Origin of the sequence: Idiomarina sp. ST10R2A5, assembly GCF_051842325.1 — a bacterium.
GTDB lineage: Bacteria > Pseudomonadota > Gammaproteobacteria > Enterobacterales > Alteromonadaceae > Idiomarina > Idiomarina abyssalis.
This window is the reverse complement of the sequence record NZ_JBNIEX010000001.1, coordinates 127,833-149,746: the sequence shown is the minus strand read 5'-3', so window position 1 is coordinate 149,746 and position 21,914 is coordinate 127,833. Positions and strand designations below refer to the sequence as shown.

At 47.6% G+C, this 21,914-nt stretch carries 24 protein-coding genes and 1 tRNA gene; 4 read left to right on the top strand and 21 right to left on the bottom strand.

Features of this window, described 5'->3' with window-relative positions; translation table 11 throughout:
• The 12 genes from ACP7FG_RS00725 to rpoE form a co-directional block, all read right to left on the bottom strand.
• A complete protein-coding gene (locus ACP7FG_RS00725) occupies positions 1-1,362 on the bottom strand; it encodes a 23S rRNA (uracil(1939)-C(5))-methyltransferase RlmD (protein ID WP_439225223.1) in 1,362 nt (453 codons plus the stop codon).
• A gap of 21 nt (positions 1,363-1,383) precedes the next feature.
• The gene (gene acpS, locus ACP7FG_RS00720) at positions 1,384-1,764 is read right to left on the bottom strand and encodes a holo-ACP synthase (protein ID WP_439225222.1); all 381 of its coding nucleotides are present in this window, start codon (positions 1,762-1,764) and stop codon (positions 1,384-1,386) included.
• Positions 1,764-2,492, bottom strand: coding sequence for a pyridoxine 5'-phosphate synthase (pdxJ, locus tag ACP7FG_RS00715; RefSeq protein ID WP_439225446.1), 729 nt, complete (start codon positions 2,490-2,492; stop codon positions 1,764-1,766). Before pdxJ ends, acpS begins: the two co-directional genes overlap by 1 nt.
• A gap of 3 nt (positions 2,493-2,495) precedes the next feature.
• Positions 2,496-3,209: a DNA repair protein RecO gene (gene recO / locus ACP7FG_RS00710; protein WP_439225221.1), complete on the bottom strand. Its 714-nt coding sequence runs from the start codon at positions 3,207-3,209 to the stop codon at positions 2,496-2,498.
• A gap of 3 nt (positions 3,210-3,212) precedes the next feature.
• Positions 3,213-4,130 (bottom strand): GTPase Era, encoded by a 918-nt coding sequence (gene era, locus ACP7FG_RS00705; protein WP_417434929.1) that lies wholly within the window; start codon positions 4,128-4,130, stop codon positions 3,213-3,215.
• A complete protein-coding gene (rnc, locus tag ACP7FG_RS00700; protein ID WP_439225220.1) occupies positions 4,127-4,816 on the bottom strand; it encodes a ribonuclease III in 690 nt (229 codons plus the stop codon). Before rnc ends, era begins: the two co-directional genes overlap by 4 nt.
• Positions 4,813-5,733: a signal peptidase I gene (lepB, locus tag ACP7FG_RS00695; protein ID WP_199494191.1), complete on the bottom strand. Its 921-nt coding sequence runs from the start codon at positions 5,731-5,733 to the stop codon at positions 4,813-4,815. The genes rnc and lepB overlap by 4 nt, the downstream gene beginning before the upstream one ends.
• 3 nt (positions 5,734-5,736) lie before the next feature.
• A complete protein-coding gene (lepA, locus tag ACP7FG_RS00690) occupies positions 5,737-7,548 on the bottom strand; it encodes a translation elongation factor 4 (protein ID WP_054488116.1) in 1,812 nt (603 codons plus the stop codon).
• A gap of 94 nt (positions 7,549-7,642) precedes the next feature.
• Positions 7,643-8,092, bottom strand: coding sequence for a SoxR reducing system RseC family protein (locus ACP7FG_RS00685; protein ID WP_439225219.1), 450 nt, complete (start codon positions 8,090-8,092; stop codon positions 7,643-7,645).
• Positions 8,092-9,057, bottom strand: a complete 966-nt coding sequence (locus ACP7FG_RS00680) for a MucB/RseB C-terminal domain-containing protein (RefSeq protein ID WP_439225218.1) — start codon at positions 9,055-9,057, stop codon at positions 8,092-8,094. Before ACP7FG_RS00680 ends, ACP7FG_RS00685 begins: the two co-directional genes overlap by 1 nt.
• Before the next feature lie 4 nt (positions 9,058-9,061).
• Positions 9,062-9,646, bottom strand: coding sequence for a sigma-E factor negative regulatory protein (locus tag ACP7FG_RS00675; protein WP_439225217.1), 585 nt, complete (start codon positions 9,644-9,646; stop codon positions 9,062-9,064).
• A gap of 17 nt (positions 9,647-9,663) precedes the next feature.
• Positions 9,664-10,242 carry an RNA polymerase sigma factor RpoE gene (gene rpoE / locus ACP7FG_RS00670; RefSeq protein WP_054488120.1) on the bottom strand — a complete coding sequence of 193 codons (579 nt, stop codon included), beginning with the start codon at positions 10,240-10,242 and terminating at the stop codon, positions 9,664-9,666.
• Positions 10,243-10,387: 145 nt separating this feature from the next.
• On the opposite strand from rpoE, the gene nadB reads away from it, so the two are divergent.
• The gene (gene nadB / locus ACP7FG_RS00665; protein WP_439225216.1) at positions 10,388-12,001 is read left to right on the top strand and encodes an L-aspartate oxidase; all 1,614 of its coding nucleotides are present in this window, start codon (positions 10,388-10,390) and stop codon (positions 11,999-12,001) included.
• A gap of 10 nt (positions 12,002-12,011) precedes the next feature.
• On the opposite strand, the gene ACP7FG_RS00660 is transcribed toward nadB, so the two are convergent.
• Entirely contained in the window at positions 12,012-12,281 is a 270-nt protein-coding gene (locus ACP7FG_RS00660) for a hypothetical protein (RefSeq protein ID WP_439225215.1), read from the bottom strand.
• Positions 12,278-12,550, bottom strand: a complete 273-nt coding sequence (locus tag ACP7FG_RS00655) for a succinate dehydrogenase assembly factor 2 (protein ID WP_054488124.1) — start codon at positions 12,548-12,550, stop codon at positions 12,278-12,280. The genes ACP7FG_RS00660 and ACP7FG_RS00655 overlap by 4 nt, the downstream gene beginning before the upstream one ends.
• Positions 12,551-12,630: 80 nt before the next feature.
• Here ACP7FG_RS00655 and ygfZ point away from each other — a divergent pair, with 80 nt between their 5' ends.
• Both ygfZ and slyD read left to right on the top strand, forming a co-directional pair.
• The gene (gene ygfZ / locus ACP7FG_RS00650; RefSeq protein WP_439225214.1) at positions 12,631-13,524 is read left to right on the top strand and encodes a CAF17-like 4Fe-4S cluster assembly/insertion protein YgfZ; all 894 of its coding nucleotides are present in this window, start codon (positions 12,631-12,633) and stop codon (positions 13,522-13,524) included.
• Between the two features lie 4 nt (positions 13,525-13,528).
• Positions 13,529-14,011 carry a peptidylprolyl isomerase gene (slyD, locus tag ACP7FG_RS00645; RefSeq protein ID WP_439225213.1) on the top strand — a complete coding sequence of 161 codons (483 nt, stop codon included), beginning with the start codon at positions 13,529-13,531 and terminating at the stop codon, positions 14,009-14,011.
• 87 nt (positions 14,012-14,098) lie between these two features.
• Here the strand turns inward: slyD and lysS are convergent, their stop codons facing one another.
• From lysS to ACP7FG_RS00615, 6 genes are all read right to left on the bottom strand, one after another.
• Positions 14,099-15,610 carry a lysine--tRNA ligase gene (gene lysS / locus ACP7FG_RS00640; RefSeq protein ID WP_054488136.1) on the bottom strand — a complete coding sequence of 504 codons (1,512 nt, stop codon included), beginning with the start codon at positions 15,608-15,610 and terminating at the stop codon, positions 14,099-14,101.
• Positions 15,611-15,646: 36 nt separating this feature from the next.
• Positions 15,647-16,745, bottom strand: a protein-coding gene (prfB, locus tag ACP7FG_RS00635; RefSeq protein WP_224797314.1) for a peptide chain release factor 2 whose coding sequence is annotated in 2 segments (ribosomal slippage) — positions 15,647-16,669 and positions 16,671-16,745 — 1,098 coding nt in all. Because the reading frame shifts where the segments join, the coding sequence is not laid out codon by codon here.
• Positions 16,746-16,783: 38 nt separating this feature from the next.
• Complete coding sequence (gene recJ / locus ACP7FG_RS00630; RefSeq protein WP_439225212.1) at positions 16,784-18,496, bottom strand: single-stranded-DNA-specific exonuclease RecJ; 1,713 nt, start codon at positions 18,494-18,496, stop codon at positions 16,784-16,786.
• Positions 18,497-18,499: 3 nt separating this feature from the next.
• Positions 18,500-19,231 (bottom strand): bifunctional protein-disulfide isomerase/oxidoreductase DsbC, encoded by a 732-nt coding sequence (dsbC, locus tag ACP7FG_RS00625; RefSeq protein WP_439225211.1) that lies wholly within the window; start codon positions 19,229-19,231, stop codon positions 18,500-18,502.
• 55 nt (positions 19,232-19,286) lie between these two features.
• Positions 19,287-20,189 (bottom strand): site-specific tyrosine recombinase XerD, encoded by a 903-nt coding sequence (gene xerD / locus ACP7FG_RS00620; RefSeq protein ID WP_054488138.1) that lies wholly within the window; start codon positions 20,187-20,189, stop codon positions 19,287-19,289.
• Between the two features lie 81 nt (positions 20,190-20,270).
• Entirely contained in the window at positions 20,271-20,741 is a 471-nt protein-coding gene (locus tag ACP7FG_RS00615; RefSeq protein WP_222235453.1) for a VC2046/SO_2500 family protein, read from the bottom strand.
• A gap of 111 nt (positions 20,742-20,852) precedes the next feature.
• Between ACP7FG_RS00615 and ACP7FG_RS00610 the strand changes: the two genes are divergently transcribed.
• Positions 20,853-20,937 (top strand) — tRNA-Tyr (locus ACP7FG_RS00610).
• A gap of 4 nt (positions 20,938-20,941) precedes the next feature.
• On the opposite strand, the gene ACP7FG_RS00605 is transcribed toward ACP7FG_RS00610, so the two are convergent.
• Positions 20,942-21,910 carry an NAD(P)H-quinone oxidoreductase gene (locus ACP7FG_RS00605; RefSeq protein ID WP_439225210.1) on the bottom strand — a complete coding sequence of 323 codons (969 nt, stop codon included), beginning with the start codon at positions 21,908-21,910 and terminating at the stop codon, positions 20,942-20,944.
• Positions 21,911-21,914: the final 4 nt, after the last annotated feature.

The following is a 21,914-nucleotide window of genomic DNA, read 5'->3' as shown; positions in this document are numbered from 1 at the left end:
TTACGACGCTCGTTCCAGACAAACCATGGTTTCAATGTGATGCGTTTGCGGGAACATGTCAACTGTGCAGAGCTTAGTTATACGGTAGTCGGAGCTCTTTTTATCAGATTTTAACCCAGCGATTATAGCCAAGTCGCGCGCGAGTGTGTCAGGCGCACAAGACACATACACAATTCGGGAAGGTCGTTGCTCAGGTTTGAGCTTTTTGAGTAATGTCATGACACCTTCCGCACCCGGACGTGCCGGGTCCAGACACCATAAATCTGCAGGATCTTTTAAGTCGGACGCACTAATGTCATTCAAGTCAGCAGACAGCGACGTTAAGTTATTCAAACCGTTGGCTTCTGCGTTGCTGAGCGTTTGCTTCGCCATGCGGTAGACTCCTTCGACGGCTAACACAGATTTCGACCGGCGTGCCAGTGGAATGCTGAAATTACCAATACCTGCGAAAAAGTCATACACTCGCTGTGTTTTCTCAGGTGCTAGCCAGTCGACCGCCTGCTGCACCATACGTTCGTTAATACCGCCGTTAACCTGCAGAAAGTCACCCGGCTGAAAGTAGAGTTTGTCGCCGTCTATGGATGTATCAAAGGGTAAACCTGCGTTGTTCAGTGGCGTTAATTCGTTTTCGCTTTGCAGCCAGATATCGACATTATGTTCTGCCTGCCAACTCCCTAGTGACTGCAGAGCGTCTTTTGGCAAGCTGTCCGTTATACGCAATAAAATAACTGGCTTATTGGTGTGAATAGCTTCTAAATGGCCCAGCTTAGTTGCAATACTTGAAGTATTCAGTACCGGATACAGCCTATTCACAGCTTGCAACAAACTTTCGTCGGCCACTAAGCAGTCATCAACCGCAACAATCTGATGGCTTTGCGCTTCCCGGAAACCAATAAGCAGCTTTTGCTCTTTGCCTAACCAGCGCGTTGCTAACCGCACTCGCCGGCGGTACCTTGTGGGCTCGCTAACTAGCGGTGCTTGCCAGGGCAAATTCTCGGTCGCTGAGTCAAACACACCGAACTTCTGGAACAGCTCTTCCACCACTTGTTTTTTGTGGCCTAACTGATAACTTTCAGCCACATGCTGAAAGTCGCAACCACCGCATTGGTCGTAGTATTTACAGGGAGCATCCCGGCGGTCAGCGCTTGGCTCCAGAATGCGTTCAAGCGTGCCGCTATGCTTGCCGGTTGTTTTGTACTGAATAACTTCGCCGGGTAAGGCCCCCATAATAAAGCGTGTTTGCTTTTTACTACCCTCACCCCGGATAACCGCCCGCGCCTGATGATCCAACGCAGAAACCTGCGCTCTCAGGGTTTTACTCACGGATTTATTACGCTTCTGCGGTTTAAAGAATTGCGCCATTTTGGTTGTTTTTAACCCAGTTTATTCAGATTCTAAAATGACCGTTGCGACGGCGTAATGCTGCTCGTCGCTTATCGACAAATGACTTGCAACAACCCCCATCTCTTCAATCCATTGTGCGGCAGTATCTGTGAAATGCCAGCCCGGCTTACCGAACTCGTCGTGAACCACTTGCATATGTTGGAATGAAAGTCCGGCCGAAATACCCCGCCCAAAGGCTTTAGCACAAGCTTCTTTAGCGGCAAATCGTTTGGCTAAATACGCCGCTTCGTCAACCGATGCGCTCATTTCTTCCTGTTCTGTCGGGGTCAATACACGCTTGGTCAAACTATCGCCGCGCGCTAACGACTTCTCGATACGAGACACTTCAATGATGTCCGTACCCAGTCCTACTATCGCCATTATCTTGCCTTATCGAGTATCTCCCGCATATCGCGGACAGCTTTATCCAGACCATCTAGTACCGCACGGGCAATAATAGAATGACCAATGTTCAGTTCTACCATTTGTGGTATTTGTGCAACTTCTAATGTGTTGTGATAGTGCAGACCATGCCCGGCGTTTACCTGCAACCCAATAGAGTGCGCATATTCGGCAGCTTCCATTAAGCGAGCTAATTCCCGTGTTTTCTCCTGCTCAGTTTCTGCTTCAGCGTATTGCCCCGTATGCAGTTCAATAATAGGGGCACCAGCATTTTTAGCGGCGTCTATTTGCTCGCGATCAGCATCAATAAACAACGACACCTGAATACCAGCCTCAGTCAGACGTTGAGTTGCCTGAGTAATAGAGTTCAGTTGACCAGCAACATCAAGGCCGCCTTCTGTCGTCAGTTCTTCACGCTTTTCCGGCACCAGACAACTGAATGTCGGATTTGTTTTTATCGCTATATCCAGCATTTCCTCTGTTACGGCCATTTCTAAGTTCATTGGCACATTCAGAGTCTGCTTTAGCATGGCAACATCGCGGTCAGTGATGTGGCGACGGTCTTCACGCAAATGAATGGTAATGCCGTCGGCACCTGCACGCTCGGCAATGCCAGCCGCGGCAACAGGATCGGGGTAGCGCACGCCTCGTGCATTACGTAAAGTGGCTACGTGGTCAATGTTAACGCCCAGACGCAGACCTTTCATCATTTAGCTCCTTTCGCTTGGGTGGCTTCCGCGGAACAGTTCACGACTGCGCAGTGGTTTATCGCCTAAGTAAACAGATAATGCCTCACGCATAATGTATTTCAATTGCCGTAAACGACTCTCGTCGTCAACGTCCCAGGCAGCCAGTTTTTCAATATCAGCCACCAAATACGCTCGTTGTTGATCATCTCTGGCTTGTGTCACAAAGCCATGATCGGGAATAAAGTAACACCAGTCGTAATTCGATAATGCCTGACCACTATCGGCATCATAATACCAGTCAAAAGCAGCGCCAAGGTGTTGCAACAAATGCCATTCGAACTGACGTAAAGCAGGCTCTACACGCTCACTCGCGGTCATATTATGCAAAGTGGATAAATAACTTTGGAACAATTCAGAAGCTTCACCTTCTGCTGGTACCAAGCGCTGAATCAGCTCATTAAGGTAAAAGCCGCTATAGAGTTTCTCGCCTTGTAGCTGCAACCTTTCGGTGGTCTGCTGCGGCTCGAGTAAGGTTAAGGTTTTTAACTCGCTGCGCCCCTGAAATTCGGCCAGTAGAGGTATAAAGGGCTGAGCCAGACCACGCCACGGGCTTTTCGGGCGTTTTGCGCCTTTGGCAACAACCCGGACTCGACCGTCATCTTCGGTGAACAAGTCCAGTATCAGACTGGTTTCCTGATAGTCCCAACGATGCAACACCAGTGCCCGCTGCGCCACTGTTTAGTCCTCGCGGTAACCCAGACTCTTCAATGCACGCTCGTCGTCTGACCAGCCCGATTTCACTTTTACCCAAAGCTTCATCATCACCTTATTATCCAGCAGTTTTTCCAGGTCACGACGAGCTTCAGTGCCTATAGTTTTTAACTTACTGCCGCCCTGCCCAATAATCATACGCTTCTGCGCGTCGCGCTCTACCAATATTAATGCATGAATGTGGGTAGTGCCCTTTTCGGAGTGACCGAACTGCTCAATTTCTACCGTGGTTTCGTATGGCAGCTCGTCGCCGGTAAAGCGCATCAGTTTCTCGCGAATAATTTCTGCCGCCATAAAGCGTACTGAACGATCGGTGACATAGTCTTCCGGATAATAGTGATACCCCGGTTGCAAGTGACTACGGACAATTTTACGCAACTCGTCGATATTATCGCCGTGAGTCGCCGATATTGGCAAAATAGCAGCAAATGAATGCTGTTCATTCAACCACTGCAAATGCGGCAATAACCGCTCTTTGTCTTTAAGCTGGTCGACCTTATTAACCAATAGTACAACAGGTGTTTTGCTGCGCTGAATTTTCTCCAGCACCATTTTGTCATCTTCCAGCCACTTTAAGTTCTCGACAACAAAGAGTACTAAGTCGACGTCTTTTAGAGCAGAAGAAGCGGTTTGGTTCATTACACGGTTAATCGCACGGGGTTCTTCTTTATGCATACCCGGCGTATCCACATAAATAGCCTGGCAGTCACCGTCAGTATCAACGCCCAGAATACGGTGTCGGGTCGTTTGAGGTTTATTGGAGGTAATACTGATTTTTTGCCCAAGTAAATGGTTAATCAGTGTCGACTTACCGACATTAGGACGACCAACGATGGCAACAAAGCCACTGTGTTTATTCTCATCCAGTTCAATATCCAGCGTCATGCGCTCTCCTGCAAATGTTCTAAAGCGGCCGTTGCTGCTGCCTGTTCGGCTTTACGGCGGCTGGTACCTGTGCCTTTAAAAGGGTCATCGATACCTTCTACAGAACAGTTTACGGTAAATTGTTGGTTGTGAGCCTGACCCTGCGTAGCAACAACGTCGTACTCGGGTAAAGGCTGCTGGCGTGATTGCAGTAATTCTTGCAATCGGGTTTTAGGGTCTTTCTGACTGACCCCCGGCTTAATTTGTTCCAGTTGTGGCTGAAACCAGTTCAGTATCACTTGGCGGACAGTGTCTATTTCACTATCGAGATAGATGGCGCCAATAATTGCCTCTACTGCGTCAGCCAATATAGATTCACGACGATACCCACCGCTTTTCAGCTCGCCTTGCCCCAGAGACAAAAAGTCACCCAAGCCCATCTTTTTACCAAGCTTAGCCAACGAGCGACCGCAGACTATGGCTGCGCGCATACGGCTTAAATCACCTTCGGCAACATTAGGAAACTGCTGGTATAGAGCCTCTGCTATAACCAGACCCAAAATGGAGTCACCTAAAAACTCTAAACGTTCGTTATGATTCGATGACGCACTACGGTGGGTCATTGCCTGGCGCAGCAATTCCTGCTGTTCAAAACGATGACCTACAATTTTTTCCAGTTCCGTGAACGGTGGTCTGGGCAAACTCACTCAATACTCCCTAGCCTTTCAAATCGAACTCCGGTAGGAACCCATGACGGCAACCAACTATCGCGACTGCGATCCATTTCAAAACTCATCCAGATAAATACGGCTCGACCGACCAGTAATTCCTCATCAACAAATCCCCAGTAGCGGCTGTCACGAGAGTTATCGCGGTTATCACCCATTGCAAAGTATTGGCCTTCCGGTACCACCCATTCATCTCTTTGGGTGCCCGGCTGATTAAAGTACATTGCCATACGTGACGCAACACGCGGGTCTACGAGAATGTCGTGAGTTACGTTACCTAAGTCTTCGCTGTACGTCCGTAGCGGTGACGAACCGGAAAAGTAGGTTCCGTCTTCTTTTAATGACGATTTAACGACTTTCATTTCTTCACAGTCGCGTTGACCTTCAGCACACGCCGGTTGAATATAAAGTGTTTTATTACGGTATATAATGCGATCACCGGGCAAACCCACGATACGTTTTATATAATCAATATTTGGGTTTTCCGGATACTTAAACACAGCGATGTCACCGCGCTCAGGTTGATTTGTTTCAACTAAAGTTTCCTGAAAGACAGGGTCCTTAATACCGTAAGAGAACTTCTCTACCAGAATAAAGTCACCTTTCAGCAAAGTTGGCATCATTGAGCCGGAAGGTATCTGGAATGGCTCATACAGCACAGTACGAACCACTAACACCAAAGCGATAACAGGAAAAATGGACTCACTCAGTTCCATTAATTTAGGCTGAGGTGCCAGACTCTCTCTTTGTTCATCGGTTAAAGCACTGGTTGTTTTGTTCTCAACCTCAGCAATAACCGCTTTGCGCTTTGGCTTTAATACTCTGGCATCGTAGAGCCAGAACAATCCGGAGATAACAGTAATAAAGGTTAAAATAATTGAAAAATAATTGGCCATTTCCTATTTGCCCACTTTTAAAACCGCAAGGAAGGCTTCCTGAGGCACTTCAACGTTACCCAGGTTCTTCATGCGCTTTTTACCTTCTTTTTGTTTTTGTAAAAGCTTCTTCTTACGACTAATGTCACCGCCATAACATTTAGCTGTTACGTTTTTACGCAGCTGCTTGACCGTTGAACGTGCAATAACATGGTTGCCAATGGTCGCCTGAATCGCGATATCAAACATTTGCCGTGGAATTAACTCACGCATTTTATCAACCAGCAACCGGCCTCGCCCTTCCGCATGATCACGGTGAGTGATCATTGCTAAAGCATCGACGCGGTCGCCATTAATCAATATATCGACACGAACCATGTCCGCAGGTTCAAATTTCTTGAACTGATAATCTAACGATGCGTAGCCACGGCTGGTCGACTTTAATCGGTCAAAGAAGTCCATAACCACTTCAGCCATAGGCAGTTCGTAAGTTACCGAGACTTGTTTACCATGATAAGCCATGGCAGTTTGCACACCACGCTTATCAACACAAAGAGTGATGACATTCCCCAAAAATTCTTGAGGAACCAAAATATTAGCTTCTACAATCGGTTCATAAATGGTTTCGATATCGTTAACCGGCGGCAAGTTAACCGGGTTATCAACTTTCACCATACTACCGTCAGTTTTTTCAACTTCGTAAACCACGGTCGGCGCAGTGGTGATTAAGTCAATATCGTACTCACGTTCAAGTCGCTCCTGGATAATTTCCATGTGCAACATACCAAGGAAGCCACAACGGAAACCAAAGCCAAGCGCTGCTGAATTTTCTGGTTCATAGAAAAGCGAGGCGTCATTTAACGACAGTTTCCCTAAGGCATCACGAAACGACTCGTAGTCGTCCGAGCTTATCGGGAACATACCCGCATAAACCTGAGGTTTTACTTTTTTAAAGCCCGGAACCGGTTCTTTCGCCGGATTACGCGTGTTGGTCAGCGTATCCCCAACCGGAGCACCTAAAATATCCTTAATGCCAGAAATGACATAGCCCACCTCACCGGTATGCAAAATACCGGTTTCGTGCGGTTTAGGGTCGAAATAACCAACTTTATCTATTTGATGAGACTGTCCGGTAGACATCACAGTCATCTTCTCACCAGCCCGTAAAGTACCATTACGCACTCGAACTAAAGAGACCACGCCCTGATAGTTATCAAACCAGGAGTCAATAATAAGGGCTTGCAACGGCTCTTCCGGTTCGCCCTTAGGTGGCGGTATCTGACGAACAATACGTTCCAGTACATCGTCAATACCAAGACCTGTTTTTGCAGAGCATTGAACCGCATCAACGGCTTCAATGCCCACAATGTCTTCAATTTCCTGAGCAACACCCATGGCATCGGCTTGTGGCAGGTCAATTTTGTTCAGTACCGGTACTACTTCCAGATCCATTTCAATTGCGGTGTAACAGTTTGCCAACGTCTGGGCTTCTACACCCTGCGCAGCATCAACAACCAGCAAGGCACCTTCACAACCGGCTAATGAACGTGATACTTCATAAGAAAAGTCAACGTGTCCGGGCGTGTCGATAAAGTTTAGCTGATAGGTCTCACCGTCTTTTGCCGTGTAATAGAGCGTTACACTTTGCGCTTTTATCGTAATACCGCGTTCGCGCTCCAAGTCCATGGAGTCCAGCACTTGCTCGGCCATTTCGCGGTCTGTCAGTCCTCCACAATGCTGGATCAAGCGATCCGACAAGGTCGATTTACCGTGGTCAATGTGAGCGATGATCGAGAAGTTACGAATATTACTTTGCTTGAACGCCCTATTCGGCATTGATGATACCTCTGTAAAACTAAATTCTGGAACTTAAAAAATTAGCCCCGATCATACTCATGTTAGCGGCAAGAACAAAGGACTTTATGCCGGTTCAGGGGTTTGAGTGCTGAACCTCAGCTGAAGTTTCCAGTTTAACCATTGCGTTGACTTGAATATCACGTTTGCGAAACCAGCGTTTTAGCCCCCAAAAGGTTAAAGCGAAGCCCGCAAAAGACAGCAAAATAATAAAGCCTTCAGTTAAGGTGCCTGTATTCTCAAGTAATACGGCTATTAGAAGCAGCATCAGTATAGGTAAGCCATAAAGTAATAAAGCAAAACGCGTTACGGCAGTGTCAGGCACTTCAAGTTGCACACGTTCGCCAGGACGAAAAGCTTGTTCCGTTACTACCGTGAACTGTGCATTTCTGTCCGCAAAGACCTTGCTCAGAATACCGGCACCACAGTTAGAAACCTGTGCACACCCAGAGCAGGCTGTTTTAAGTTCAGTTGTTACTGTAACCCGGTTACCTTCAACCGCAGTAACTTCGGCAATCTCTTTCATTATTTAACTTCTGTCGCTATGCGTTGAGCCATGGCCAACGGCACCTGCCCCACAACGGTCACAAGAAAATTATTATACCGCTTTGAGAATAAAGTTTGTGAGGAAGATAGCGCAAGATCGGTTTCCATGCCCTCAGTAAGTTCTGCAACATAAACTGAATACTCTGCCAGACCATCTGAAAACAAGTAATGGTCGACTGGCGTTGAATCCAACACCAGGGTATGACTTTGCTGACTTAATAATCTAAAACCTTGTGGTGCCCAGCGGGGGTGCGCATCATACTGTGTTGGCCTTTTAACTCGAAGGTCCTCAAGCATGGGGGGCATTTCAATATTTTTAATTTCGGTCATTATTTCGGGCGCAGTTTCACGAACAGATAAGCTGGTCAGTTGTACCTGCTCTACCACATCGCCTGACTGATTCAGCATAATGACCTTGAGCGGCATACCATGCTTACGATCAATCCATAACGAATAGCTGTAACGCTGGCTGTCTCTGCTTAATATGCGAATATGTTGCGCATTGCGCCCCAAAACCCTCGCGCCTCCACCAACTGTTACCTGGTAGCTATGACTTAAGCGTTCGAAAGGTTCAGCAAAAGCCGCTGGAAGAATTGCAGTGATGCTATCAGATTTTAATGCGTAATTACTGGCAGAGGTATTGAAGTGAGCAACCCGATCATCGACTCTTAAAATACGAAAATCAGGGCCGTTCATTTGAATTAAAAGTTCGGCACTACCTGCTTCAGGATCGTTGCCCTGTAACCATTGGTAGGGCTCGATTTGATCGCCATGCGCGTGAACTAAAGAAGCTTCAAAATTCAGTTCGGTTAAGGCGACCGCCATACGGTTGAACCAGTCAGCACCGTTCTCTGTTTGTTCGCTATTTTGCTGTGCACTGACAGCAGAGCTTCCTGCTAATAAAAAAGCCCCGCATAAAATAGACCGGTACAACCGAGATATCATGATTTTAATTACCTTTGTTGAGCTCCTGCTCAGATTGTTTCTCTTCGCTTTCTGCTTTTTGCTGCAACATAAGCTGTTGCTGGTGATCAATCATGTACGACTGAACCTGGCGACGGCGTTGCTGATCGTTAATCTGTGACATTGGTTCAACCCGATTCAGGCTGACAGGCTCACGACCACCGCCAATTGGGCTGGTTAGTAACGCAGGTTCCGCACTCCCCCCTTCAGGCATTGCCGGCTGCTGGTAAGTTTGTACAGTCATTACCGCAACAACAGCAACACTGGCCGCGACAGCCACTTTAGCGAAAGGCTGGAACCAGCGTGACGCAGCTTTATTTTGGCTCTTAGAGCGACCAAAACCTGGTGTCACAACTTTATTAGATTCCTCATTAACACTAATACGAACCTGTTCACTAATGTCCAGGCTGATATCGGCGTTTAAATCCCCTTTAATGGCTGCACGAATAACACTATAACGATGCCATTCCTGCGTTGCCTGTTCATCATCCAGTAGCGCTTCTATTTCATCAGCATTGATGACCTGGTCATCAAACAGCGCGGATGTTGATTCTGATTCATTCCGAGACATAACTGCCCCTCTTTAGTTTACCGTTCCAGCAACGGTCGGAGTTGATTATCTATTGCTTCCCGAGCGCGAAAGATGCGAGAGCGGACAGTCCCTATAGGGCAATCCATTTCTAGCGCAATTTCCTCGTAACCGAGACCCTCAATTTCCCTTAATGTAATTGCCCGACGTAAATCTTCAGGCAAATCATCAATTGTTTTCAGTACCACATCTCTGATTTCATCAGACAACATTTGTCTTTCCGGAGACGCACTGTCTCTGAGTGCTCCAGCTCCTTCATAGAACTCTGCGTCTTCAGCATCAATATCGGATGCGGGCGGCTTTCTACCTTGCGAAACCAAATGGTTTTTCGCTGTATTCACCGCAATTCGGTACAGCCAGGTATAAAAAGCACTGTCACCACGGAAGTTCGGTAGCGCTCGATACGCTTTTATAAACGCTTCCTGTGCAACATCAGCTACATCACCCTGTTGTTTGACATAACGCGATATCAAACTCATGACTTTGTGCTGATACTTCTTTACCAGCAGATCAAAAGCCCGGTTATCACCTTGTTGTACTCTTTCGACCAGCTGTTGGTCACTCACCTGTTCGCTCATCCGAGCCTGTTCTCCCTTAACCCAGGAACTGCTGGAACTGGCGGCCCGTCCTGTATCTTACTGACTGTGACAGGACCGCATGTAAAAAGTTCGCAAAAATATCGCCAAATGCGTAAAATCGTTCAAAATTCACATTGAGTACTTTATGGAACCTGTTGCAAATTATCAATGCGATGTGCTGATTATTGGTTCGGGAGCCGCGGGTTTAACCACCGCTTTACAGTTGGCCGATGATTTAAAAGTCACCGTTTTAAGCAAAGGCCCGCTGACAGAAGGCTCAACGTTTTATGCTCAAGGCGGCATCGCAGCTGTTTTCGATGAAAATGACAGTATCGAAAGCCATATCGAAGATACCTTAATAGCCGGCGCGGGCCTCTGTGACCCCGAAGCGGTTAAGTTTACCACAGAAAATGCTCGTGCAAGTCTGCAATGGCTTATAGATGCCGGAGTGGGCTTCGATCAGGTGCAATCAAAGGATGACAGCCCTACCTACCATTTAAACCGGGAAGGTGGGCATAGTCACCGCCGGATTCTGCACGCCGCTGACGCCACCGGCAAGGCAGTACAGACAACATTGCAGAAAAAGGCTTTAGAACACCCTAATATCACCATTTTAGAGCGTTACAATGCCGTTGATTTAATTACCGGCTCACGCATTGGGAAACCTGCCGGCTGTTACGGTGCCTACATCTGGAACCGTCCCAAAGAACAAGTTGAAACTGTCGCTGCTGGCTGTGTTGTTCTGGCAACAGGCGGTGCCAGTAAAGTGTACCAATATACCAGTAACCCAGATATTGCCAGCGGTGATGGTATAGCCATGGCATGGCGTGCAGGTTGCTCGGTTGCTAATATGGAATTTAATCAGTTTCACCCAACCTGCTTGTTTCACCCCAACGCACAAAGTTTTTTACTCACAGAGGCCTTGCGTGGCGAAGGCGCATTACTTAAGCGTCCGGATGGCAGCCGGTTTATGCCTGACTTTCACGAGTCAGCAGAATTGGCACCCCGCGATGTCGTCGCCCGGGCTATAGACTACGAAATGAAGCGTCTGGGTGCCGACTCTATGTACCTGGACATTTCTCATAAACCTAAAGAGTTTATCCAGCATCATTTCCCCACTATTATGGAAAAATGCCTGTCGCTTGGGATAGATATCAGTAAAGAACCTATGCCTGTGGTGCCCGCTGCACATTACACTTGTGGTGGTGTAAAGACAGACATGAATGCTGCCACCGATTTACCGAACCTCTATGCAGTTGGTGAAGTTGCCTGTACTGGCCTGCACGGCGCAAACCGCATGGCCAGTAATTCGTTACTGGAGTGTTTGGTCTTCGCTCGTGCCGCGGCTAAAGATATTTTGTCGAAACAGTCACAGCGACAAGCGTTGACCCATCTACCGGGCTGGGATGAAAGTCAGGTCGCAGACTCTGACGAGGAAGTCATTATTCAGCATAACTGGCACGAATTACGCCTCTTTATGTGGGATTACGTCGGCATTGTCCGCACTACCAAGCGGCTGGAGCGCGCGTTACATCGCATTGAGTTGTTACAGCGTGAAATTCACGAATACTACTCTCACTTTAAGGTGAGTAATAACCTGCTTGAATTACGAAATTTGGTTCAGGTATCTGAGTTAATCGTAAGAAGTGCTATGAGTCGCAAAGAAAGCCGAGGCTTGCACTATACACTCGATTATCCTGAAACTTTGCCTGAAACAAAGCCAACCGTACTCTCTCCTAAGTTAATCACCCAGGCTTAGCTCTTGAGTGTTAATAATCAGACAACTGCTGCAGTTGGCGTCGCAATTTAAATTGCTGCGCCTGCGGCAGCTGAAACCACCAAATCCATAGCCAGTGGCGTACTTCTTTGTTCGCTTCAGTTCTACGGGTGAGAGGTAAAAGCACCAACAAGCCAGCAATAACCAACGCTTTACTAAAAAACTGCCAGCGCTGCTGTTGCCACCACCAATAACGGCCACATGAAGAAACCGACAGTGTCCCCATTGGCCGCTGTAAATTAAAGAAATGAGCAGGATTCACACTTTGACGCGTGACAGCATAAACTGAACCATGGCGTCGAGCTCTTCATCTTCACACTTCTGGTGTCCCATAAACCAGGCAAAAAGATCCGGGTCATCGCAGGTAACCAGACGACGAAATACCGCTTTCTGCTCTTCGCTCAATTCGTCATAAGCCTGATCGACAAAAGGTTCAAATAATACATCCAGCTCCAGCATTCCCCGGCGGCAGGCCCAACGTAAACGACGCTTGTCTTTAAGTGCTTCTTCCGATTGTTTTAACGGCAACATAAAATCTCCGCAGCAATTGCCCTTGTAATTCGATAATGTGCCCTAATATTACCACGTAAGCCATTTAATAAGGAGTCATTGTGGTTGAGTTAACACAGCATTTTAGTGACGCAAATCTGGACAGCCTTTCCGTTCAACTGACGGATTATGGTATCCTTTCTGTTTCCGGTGCAGATGCTGACAGTTTTTTACAGGGTCAGCTGACATGTGATTTACGCAAACTCGACCAGGATAATTGGTTATATGGCGCACATTGTGATCAAACCGGAAAAGCCTTTAGCGTTTTTTGGCTTTGTCGTGAAGCCGATGCCGTATTGCTGATTATGCATCGCAGTGCAATTGAAGGCTCTTTGGCACAATTAAAGAAATACGGTGTGTTTAGTAAAATTACAGCTGAAGATGTCAGTGACGACTGGAACATTGCAGGTGTTTTTGGCAATAAAGCAGCCAGCGTTGCATCAGAATTTGATGGCCGGGTAATGCAGGTTGGGACAAGTCCCGACCAATATCTGTTACTCAGCCAACAACCAATTTCTACGGATTATTCGCAACCCTACTGGGATGCGTTGGAAATTGAACGGGTTCGCCCACAACTTACGTCTGAAAACAGCCAGGCGTTTGTCCCGCAAATGATGAATTTGCAGGCGTGGGATGGAATCAGTTTTGACAAAGGATGTTATATCGGCCAGGAGACTATTGCCCGAATGAAGTATTTGGGCAAACAGAAACGGGCACTCTTTCGCTTATCAGGTAAAGTAACGGCTCAAGTTACCCCGGGTATGCAATTAGAGAAAGCCATTGGCGATAACTGGCGTCGTGCAGGTACGGTCATTATGGCAGTGAACCGCACCGACACCCACGTGGACTTACTAGCTGTTTTACCCAGCGATATAGACGCTGACACAGCTATTCGGGTTCGGGATGACGACGCAAGTCTTCTGGAAATACACTCACTGCCTTATCAATTAGGTTAAACTTATGAGCGAAACCATTGCACCAAACAAAGTCGTGGCTATTAACTATGCCGTTAAAACGGAAGATGGCCAGACCCTGGACCAGTCTAAAGATGGCAGCCCACTGAACTTCATCCACGGTCGTGGCATGCTGATTCCTGGTCTGGAAAATGCACTGGAAGGCAAATCAGTTGGCGATAGCTTTACCGCAGAAGTTAAGCCAGAAGAAGCTTATGGCGAACGCCATGACGGCTTAATCCAGACTGTACCGCGCAATTTATTCGGCGACAACGAAGTACAGCCTGGCATGCAGTTCCGTGCAAGCACGGATCAAGGCGAACAGTCTGTCGTTATTGTTGAAGTAAAAGACGACGAAGTGACTGTTGACGGTAACCACCCATTAGCTGGTGTTAACCTGAACTTTGACGTCGAAGTTGTTGAAGTTCGCGAAGCAACTGAGCAAGAACTTGAGCACGGTCACGTGCATACTGAAGGCGAAGATCACTAAGCACAGCTTTTTGATTTCGATAAAAGAAACCCGGCTAATTAGCCGGGTTTTTTTATGCGCATTAAATTCACTTTTCAGCCGGTTAAATTAGTCGGCTTTTGGGCGCATGTGAGGGAATAAAAGTACGTCACGAATAGAGGCTGAATCAGTTAACAACATCACCAGACGGTCAATACCAATACCCTCGCCCGCTGTTGGGGGCATGCCGTGCTCAAGAGCCGTAACATAGTCTTCATCGTAGAACATCGCTTCGTCATCGCCCGCTTCTTTCTGTTCAACCTGTTCACGGAAGCGCTCAGCCTGGTCTTCTGCGTCATTCAACTCAGAGAAACCATTCGCTAGTTCTCGTCCACCGGCAAAAAACTCAAAGCGGTCCGTGACAAATGGATTGTCATCGTTACGACGAGCAAGCGGTGATACTTCTGCCGGGTATGCGGTAATAAAGGTCGGCTGAATTAAGCGGTGTTCTGCAACCGTCTCAAATATCTCAATTTGAATTTTACCCAGGCCCCAGGAAGGCTTAACGTTAACACCTACCTGCTCAGCAATTTCTGTCGCGCTGTTCAGATCGTTCAGTTGTTCGACCTTCACTTCCGGCATATATTTGAGAATAGCTTCCAGTACCGTCATACGCTCAAATGGCTTACCGAAGTCGTAATCAACACCCTGACTGGTAAACTGAGCGGAACCCAGCACGGCTTCAGCCGCTCCGCGTAACATTTGCTCGGTTAAGTCCATCAGGTCGTGATAATCGGCATAGCCCCAGTAGAACTCCAACATTGTGAACTCTGGGTTATGACGCGTCGATAAACCTTCGTTTCGGAAGTTGCGGTTAATTTCAAAAACTTTTTCAAAACCACCCACCACCAGACGCTTCAGATAAAGTTCCGGCGCAATACGTAAAAACAGTTCCATATCCAGCGCATTGTGATGCGTACTGAATGGACGCGCTGCCGCACCGCCAGGAATTGCCTGCATCATAGGCGTTTCCACTTCCAGAAACTGACGTTCACTTAAAAAGCGACGAATGTAATCAATAACTTTAGAACGAACCACGAAAGTGCTGCGTGACTCGTCATTAGTAATAAGGTCTAAGTAACGTTGGCGGTAACGTGTTTCCTGATCGGCTAAGCCATGAAACTTGTCTGGCAATGGGCGTAATGCCTTAGTCAGCAAGCGTATGTCGTCTACCTGAACACTCAGCTCTCCGGTACCGGTAATGAACAACGTACCTGACGCGCCAATAATGTCGCCTAAGTCCCACTTTTTAAATTCAGTGTTGTAGTAACCTTCAGGCAGATTGTCGCGGGCAACATAAAGCTGAATTTTCCCGCTCATATCCTGAATGGTGGCAAAGCTCGCTTTACCCATAATACGGCGGGTCATCATACGGCCGGCAACTTTGACACGAATGCCCTTTTCAGCCAGCTCTTCTTTGCTCACTTCATCGTATTCTGCATGTAAGTCGGCCGCTAACGAGTCCCGACGGAAATCGTTCGGGAATGCGATACCCTTATCGCGAAGCGCCGACAGTTTCGCCTTTCGTTGCGCGATCTGTTCGTTTACGTCTACTTCGGGTGCTTGCGATTTATCAGTCATTATCGATTTTCCTCTGTCGGGATACTTAAATTAAACTTACAGCCCGCTTTTTAAGCTGGCTTCAATAAATGGGTCTAAAGCGCCGTCTAGCACGGCTTGCGTATTGCGGTTTTCAACGCCGGTACGTAAGTCTTTTATACGTGCATCATCTAAAACATATGAACGAATTTGGCTGCCCCAGCCAATGTCTGCTTTCGAGTCTTCCAGTGCCTGCTTCTCTTCGTTCTGCTTCTGTAACTCAAACTCATACAATTTTGCCTTTAGCTGCTTCATTGCTGAGTCACGGTTCTTATGCTGCGAACGGTCACTTTGGCATTGTACAACAATGCCTGTCGGTTCGTGTGTTAAGCGAACGGCGGAATCAGTCCGGTTAACGTGCTGACCACCTGCGCCAGAAGCACGATAGGTATCAACTCGTAAATCTGACGGATCAATTTCAATGTCTATATCGTCGTCAACTTCCGGATAAACGAATACCGATGCAAAAGATGTATGCCGACGATTACCTGAGTCAAAAGGTGATTTACGAACCAGGCGATGAACACCAGTTTCGGTTCTTAGCCAGCCATAAGCGTACTCTCCGGCTACACGCACCGTTGCTGATTTTATTCCGGCAACATCACCTTCTGACAGCTCAGTAATTTCCGCTTTAAAGTCATGCGCTTCAGCCCAACGCAAATACATGCGCAGTAACATATTGGCCCAATCCTGAGCCTCGGTTCCGCCAGAGCCTGACTGAATATCCAGATAACAGTCGGCAGAGTCATTGTCTTTTGAGAACATCCGGCGAAACTCTAAGTTTTCAAGCTGTTTTTCTAAGCCTGATAATTCTTCCTGAGCTTCGTTAAAGGTATCTTCATCATCAGCCTCTACAGCTAAATCGACGAGGCCTTCTACATCATCCAGACCTTGCTGAAGTTTATCCAGAGTTTCTACTACTTGCTCTAATGCGGCACGTTCTTTACCTAACGCCTGCGCTTTTGGTGGATCATCCCAGACATCGGGCTGTTCCATTTCACGGGTAACTTCTTCCAGACGCTCTAACTTAGCATCGTAGTCAAAGATACCCCCTAAGCGCATTGCTACGCTCACGCATATCTTTAATGTTATTGTAGGTTGCGTTGGTCTCAAACATGCGACTACCTAATTCTGTTTATTTTAAAGGGGCGTAGTTTAACGTATTGCGCGGATTTGCTCCACCAACAACTGGACGTTTGTGCGTCCGCGGAAGTGATTAAGTTGCGGCTTGTATAAAAGTTCAACAACCGTAGCCTGCCGCGCTGGCCATTGTTGTGTATCAACGTTAAAAGCGATGCCGTCTAACAACTCCCCCTGAGGATGACGCACCACCAATTTTAGATGGCGTTCGCCAACGATCCGCTGGTCAACCAATTCGAACTGCCCGTCAAACATGGGCTCAGGAAACTGCTGCCCCCATGGACCTGCATTTTGCAGAGTATTCACACTGTCGAGTGACAACTGCGGTACAGTCAACTCACCATCTGACCAGAATACCCGCTGCTTTTGTTCTTCCGATAACCATTCGGATGCGACTTGTTCAGCCAGTTCGGAAAACCGCGTTAGGTTCACTTTTTTTAGCGTTAACCCCGCTGCCATAGCGTGTCCGCCAAAACGTTCCATAATGCCAGGCTCCAGACTATGAATACGCTCCAATAAGTCACGCATATGCAGGCCACTGACCGAACGCGCCGAGCCTTTTAGTAAATTGTCATCGTCATTCGCCAATGCAATAACCGGGCGGTTCACCTGCTCTTTTACCCTGCCCGCAACAATACCAATAACACCAGCATGCCAGTCTGGCTGATACAGGGTGACTAAATCCGGTACCTGCCCCTGGTCAAAACGTAATTTCGCGACTGCACTTTCGGCATGCTCACGCATTTCCGTTTCAATAGACTTACGCTGTTGGTTTAAATCGTTAAGTTGCTGCGCTAACTGCTTTGCCCGGGACTCACCCGCTAATAAACATTCTATTCCGAGCCCAATGTCGTCTAACCGGCCTGCAGCGTTAATACGCGGCCCCAGGGCGAACCCCAAATCACTGGCTGCCAACTGACTCGCGTCACGGTTGGAAACTTCCAACAACGCTTTAATTCCGGGGCGACTCATACCTTTACGAATACGGGCTATACCCTGTTGCACTAATACGCGATTGTTATAATCCAGCGGTACGACATCGGCGACAGTGCCTAAAGCCACAAGATCAAGCCAGTCTGCCAGATTCGGTAAAGGTTCTATGCCTTCTTCTCTTAACGCTGCGCGCAACGCCAGCAACACGTAAAATGCAACACCAACCCCGGCTAAATTCTTACTTGGGAACTCGCAACCCTGCTGGTTTGGGTTAACAATGGCGTCAGCAAGAGGAAGCTCCGCCGGAGGTAAATGATGATCGGTTACCAAAACTTGTATGCCGTTATCCCGCGCAAGAGAGATGGCGTCGTGTGCCGCAATGCCGTTATCAACAGTAATAATAAGATCGACGTTGTCTGCGGTCAGTTGTTCTACCATAGCAACAGAAAGCCCATAGCCGTCTGTCATTCGGTTCGGAACACGGTAACCAACCTTTTCTAAGCCAAAAGCCTGCAAAGCGGAAACCATCAGCGCCGAGCTGGTCGCTCCATCAGCGTCAAAGTCACCACAGATGCATACGCGTCGCTGCTTTTTTAATGCAGTTCGAAGCAGTTCAACAGCTTTAGCAATATCTTTCAGCGAAGAGAAATGAAGAAGCCCTGAAGCTTTAAGAGACAATTCGTCCGCACTGCGAACTCCGCGCCGTGCATAAATTTGCCGCAACAAAGGAGGCATTTGCTGCGGCAGAAAACCATCGTCAACAACCTGATAACGACGTATTTCATAGTCACTCATGAATTACTGCGACTCACCTTTTTTGATTTCAGCCACTAATCTTGAGGCCGGTAATGCGCCAGGCACCATACGTCCGTCCGGCAGGATAATAGCTGGTGTACCGGTTACACCAAAGGATTTACCCAGTTGATAATGCTCAGCAACCGGATTTGAACAGTTAGAGCTGCCGCTAAAACTTTCTTCATCTTTAAAGGCGGCAATGGCTGCTTTTTTATCATCAGCACACCAGACGGTCTGCAACTGACGCGCACCTTTGCTACTCATACCACCACGAGGGAAGGCTAAGTATTTAATGGTAATTCCTTCAGCATGATAACTGCTCATGTTTTGATGCAAACGCTGACAATAGCCACAGGTTGTATCGGTGAAAATGGTAACTTCATATTTTTCGTTCTCTGCCGGATAAACAATCATGTCATCAGTGAAACCTTCCAGCATTTTTAAGCGCACATTGGCCATTGCGGTTTCGCTTAAATTAACAGGCTCTTTACCGGTAATATCGAAAACATTTCCACTGATTAAGCGCGTACCATCGTCAGAAACATAAAACATACCCTGATTAGTAACAGCACGGACATAACCGTCTATTTCACCCGGCGCGGTCGACAACACCTCAATACCAATTTTATTCAAATGGCGGGCATCAACTTCATTTTGTCCAGCACCAACAGCGCTGGTACTAAAGCCGACACTTGCCAGCCCCGCAAACCCTAATACAAACATCAAATTGCGCATAATAACCTCGTAAATTAACTGTCCGAACCCTACCCTTTTAACGGCTAAAATGCAATTAACCGCGAGGGTGATGCTGAGCATGCAAGGCCTGCAGACGCTCGCGTGCAACCTGGGTGTAAATTTGAGTGGTCGACAAGTCGCTATGCCCCAAAAGTAGCTGTAATACGCGCAAATCGGCGCCATGGTTCAGCAAATGCGTGGCAAATGCATGCCGTAACGTATGGGGCGACAAATGAGCATAAATTCCGGCTTCCTCTGCGTAATGCCGCAAACGGTACCAAAATGCCTGACGCGTTAGTAACGAACCTCTTTGCGTCACGAATATCCAGGGACTACTTTTATCCGTTATCGCTGGGCGACCATGCTTTAAGTATGTGTCTAACCATTCCAGTGCTTCTTCACCCAAAGGCACCAAACGCTCTTTATTTCCCTTCCCAACAACCCTTACCAAGCCTTGCTGGCGGCTCAGTTGGTCATACTGCAGACGAATAAGCTCCGTTACCCTTAACCCCGTAGCGTAAAGCACTTCCAGCATGGTTCTGTCACGCAGGCCAATGGGAGTTTCTGTATCAGGCTGCTGCAATAACGACTCAACGTCAGCTTCGCTTAATGAGTGAGGAATGCTCTGTGGCAATTTAGGACGCTTCAGGCGCGCAGTTGGATCAACCGCTACCCATTGCTGTTTTACCGCAAATTGGAAAAACTTTTTTGCCGAACTTAAAAATCTCGATGTGCTTCTTGGCGAGAGCCCTTGAGTTCTGCGCCAAAGCAAGTAGTCCTGAAGTACTAATTCATCGGTGTCCATCAGCGATTTTTTCGAGGGTATAAGGTACTCACAAAAACGTCGTAAGTCGCTACGGTAAGCCGCCTGAGTGTTTTCGCTGGAACCATGATGCAGCCACAAATGCTCAGTAAAGGCGTCAATACGATCTTCGTCCTCTGGGCGCAGTTGCTTCATGTTTTATCGAATTTGCGAAATGGTAACAGCATTATGCAATATAGAGAGGTTCTCGGGAACTCTTTAACACCAATAAAAAGCTTAGTGGGTAATTCCCAGTTTTTGCAGCACATCGTAAAGACCGGCGGGCCCTTTGTGTCGGTAGTCGTTTTTGTCATCAGCCTGAGGTTGCTTTTTCTTCTCAAGTCGCTGCCGTACTTTCCAGTCCAGGTTCTGAATCAGCTCTAAAGGCAAACGATCCGGCGTTGCATCCGGAATGAGGGGTTGAGGATGAGTCGCGTCCTGTAATTTAAAGTCCGACAGCTGGCTTACGGTTGCATAAACGCCTGAGGCCATCACAGCACCTGGCTGAACATCTAAAGGTCTTGCCCTGCCTGCACCGATAGAGCGCTGCCAATTCACCTCAGTTGGGCGTTCAGAGACAACCGGGTCAGCACCGAGTGCCGAGACCCAATAAGCGAACTCACCGGAGAAACCGTGGTTAACGGCTTCGCTCGCGTGTTGCTCAAAAAAATGAGCGGCATTGTTCTGAACAGCAGAAACTTGACTCATTAAGACTCTGGATTATCAATTACCGATAGTTCTGTATCGGCCAAAGTCCTAAAAGTTTAAGTTTTCTCTTTACAGCTAAGCTAAGACTGTTATTATACGCGCCACTTGAGTGGAGGGGTTCCCGAGTGGCCAAAGGGATCAGACTGTAAATCTGACGGCTCAGCCTTCGCAGGTTCGAATCCTGCCCCCTCCACCATTTACTACTGCTCGGCCAACTTCAGTATTACCTTTCCCTGCGTCTTATTCGCCGCAACATAGTCCAGCGCTTTTTGAATATCATCAGCTGTAAAAACCTGATCGATAATAGGTTTTATTTTGCCGGTTTTAAACTTATCGCTAAAGTCATGCCATAAACCGTTTAAAATATGACCTTTTTGTACTGAAGACAGCGCCCGCAACGTCGAGCCCATAAGCTTCTGACGCTTCATTAGCATTCGCCCGAAATCAACTTCTCCCGTACGACCGCCCATTAAGCCAATCAAAATAATACGACCGTCTTGCTTTAAATACTGCTGGTCTTTTGCGATAGATTCGCCGGCAACCGGATTGAGGATGACATCGACTTCTCCCAGCGCCTTAACTTCTTCAACAATGTCTTGCTGATATCGGTTAATTACATGCTTCGCGCCGAGGTTCAGACAAAATCGTGATTTTTCATCGCTGCCTACGACGGCAATAACGTCATTACCGCTTTCACGGCACAACTGTATTAGCGAGGTTCCGACCCCACTGGCACCGGCATGCGCCAATACCCGCTCTTCCTGTTTTAGCCCGGCTAACTGGAAAACATTGAGATAAGCAGTAGCAAAAGTCTCAAGCCAGCCAGCTGCGGTTTCATGACTCCAGTCATCCGGCACTTCCAGCAGTTGTTTTGCCGAAACATTGACCCGCTCTGCAAAACCGCCTCCGGCTAGTAAGGCACTAACACGTTGCCCTGTCTTCCAGTCGGAAACCTGGCTGCCCACCTGCTCTATAACGCCACAGACTTCTAACCCGGGAATATCGGATACGCCGTTAGGCGGAGGATACTTCCCTGCTATTTGCATTAGATCTGCGCGGTTAACCCCGGCGCTTAAAACACGCAACTGAACCTCATCTGCACGCGGCTCGCTTAAATTAATACCGTCTTTCCATGTCACTTTTTGCTCTGAAATCTGAATTGCTTTCACATCA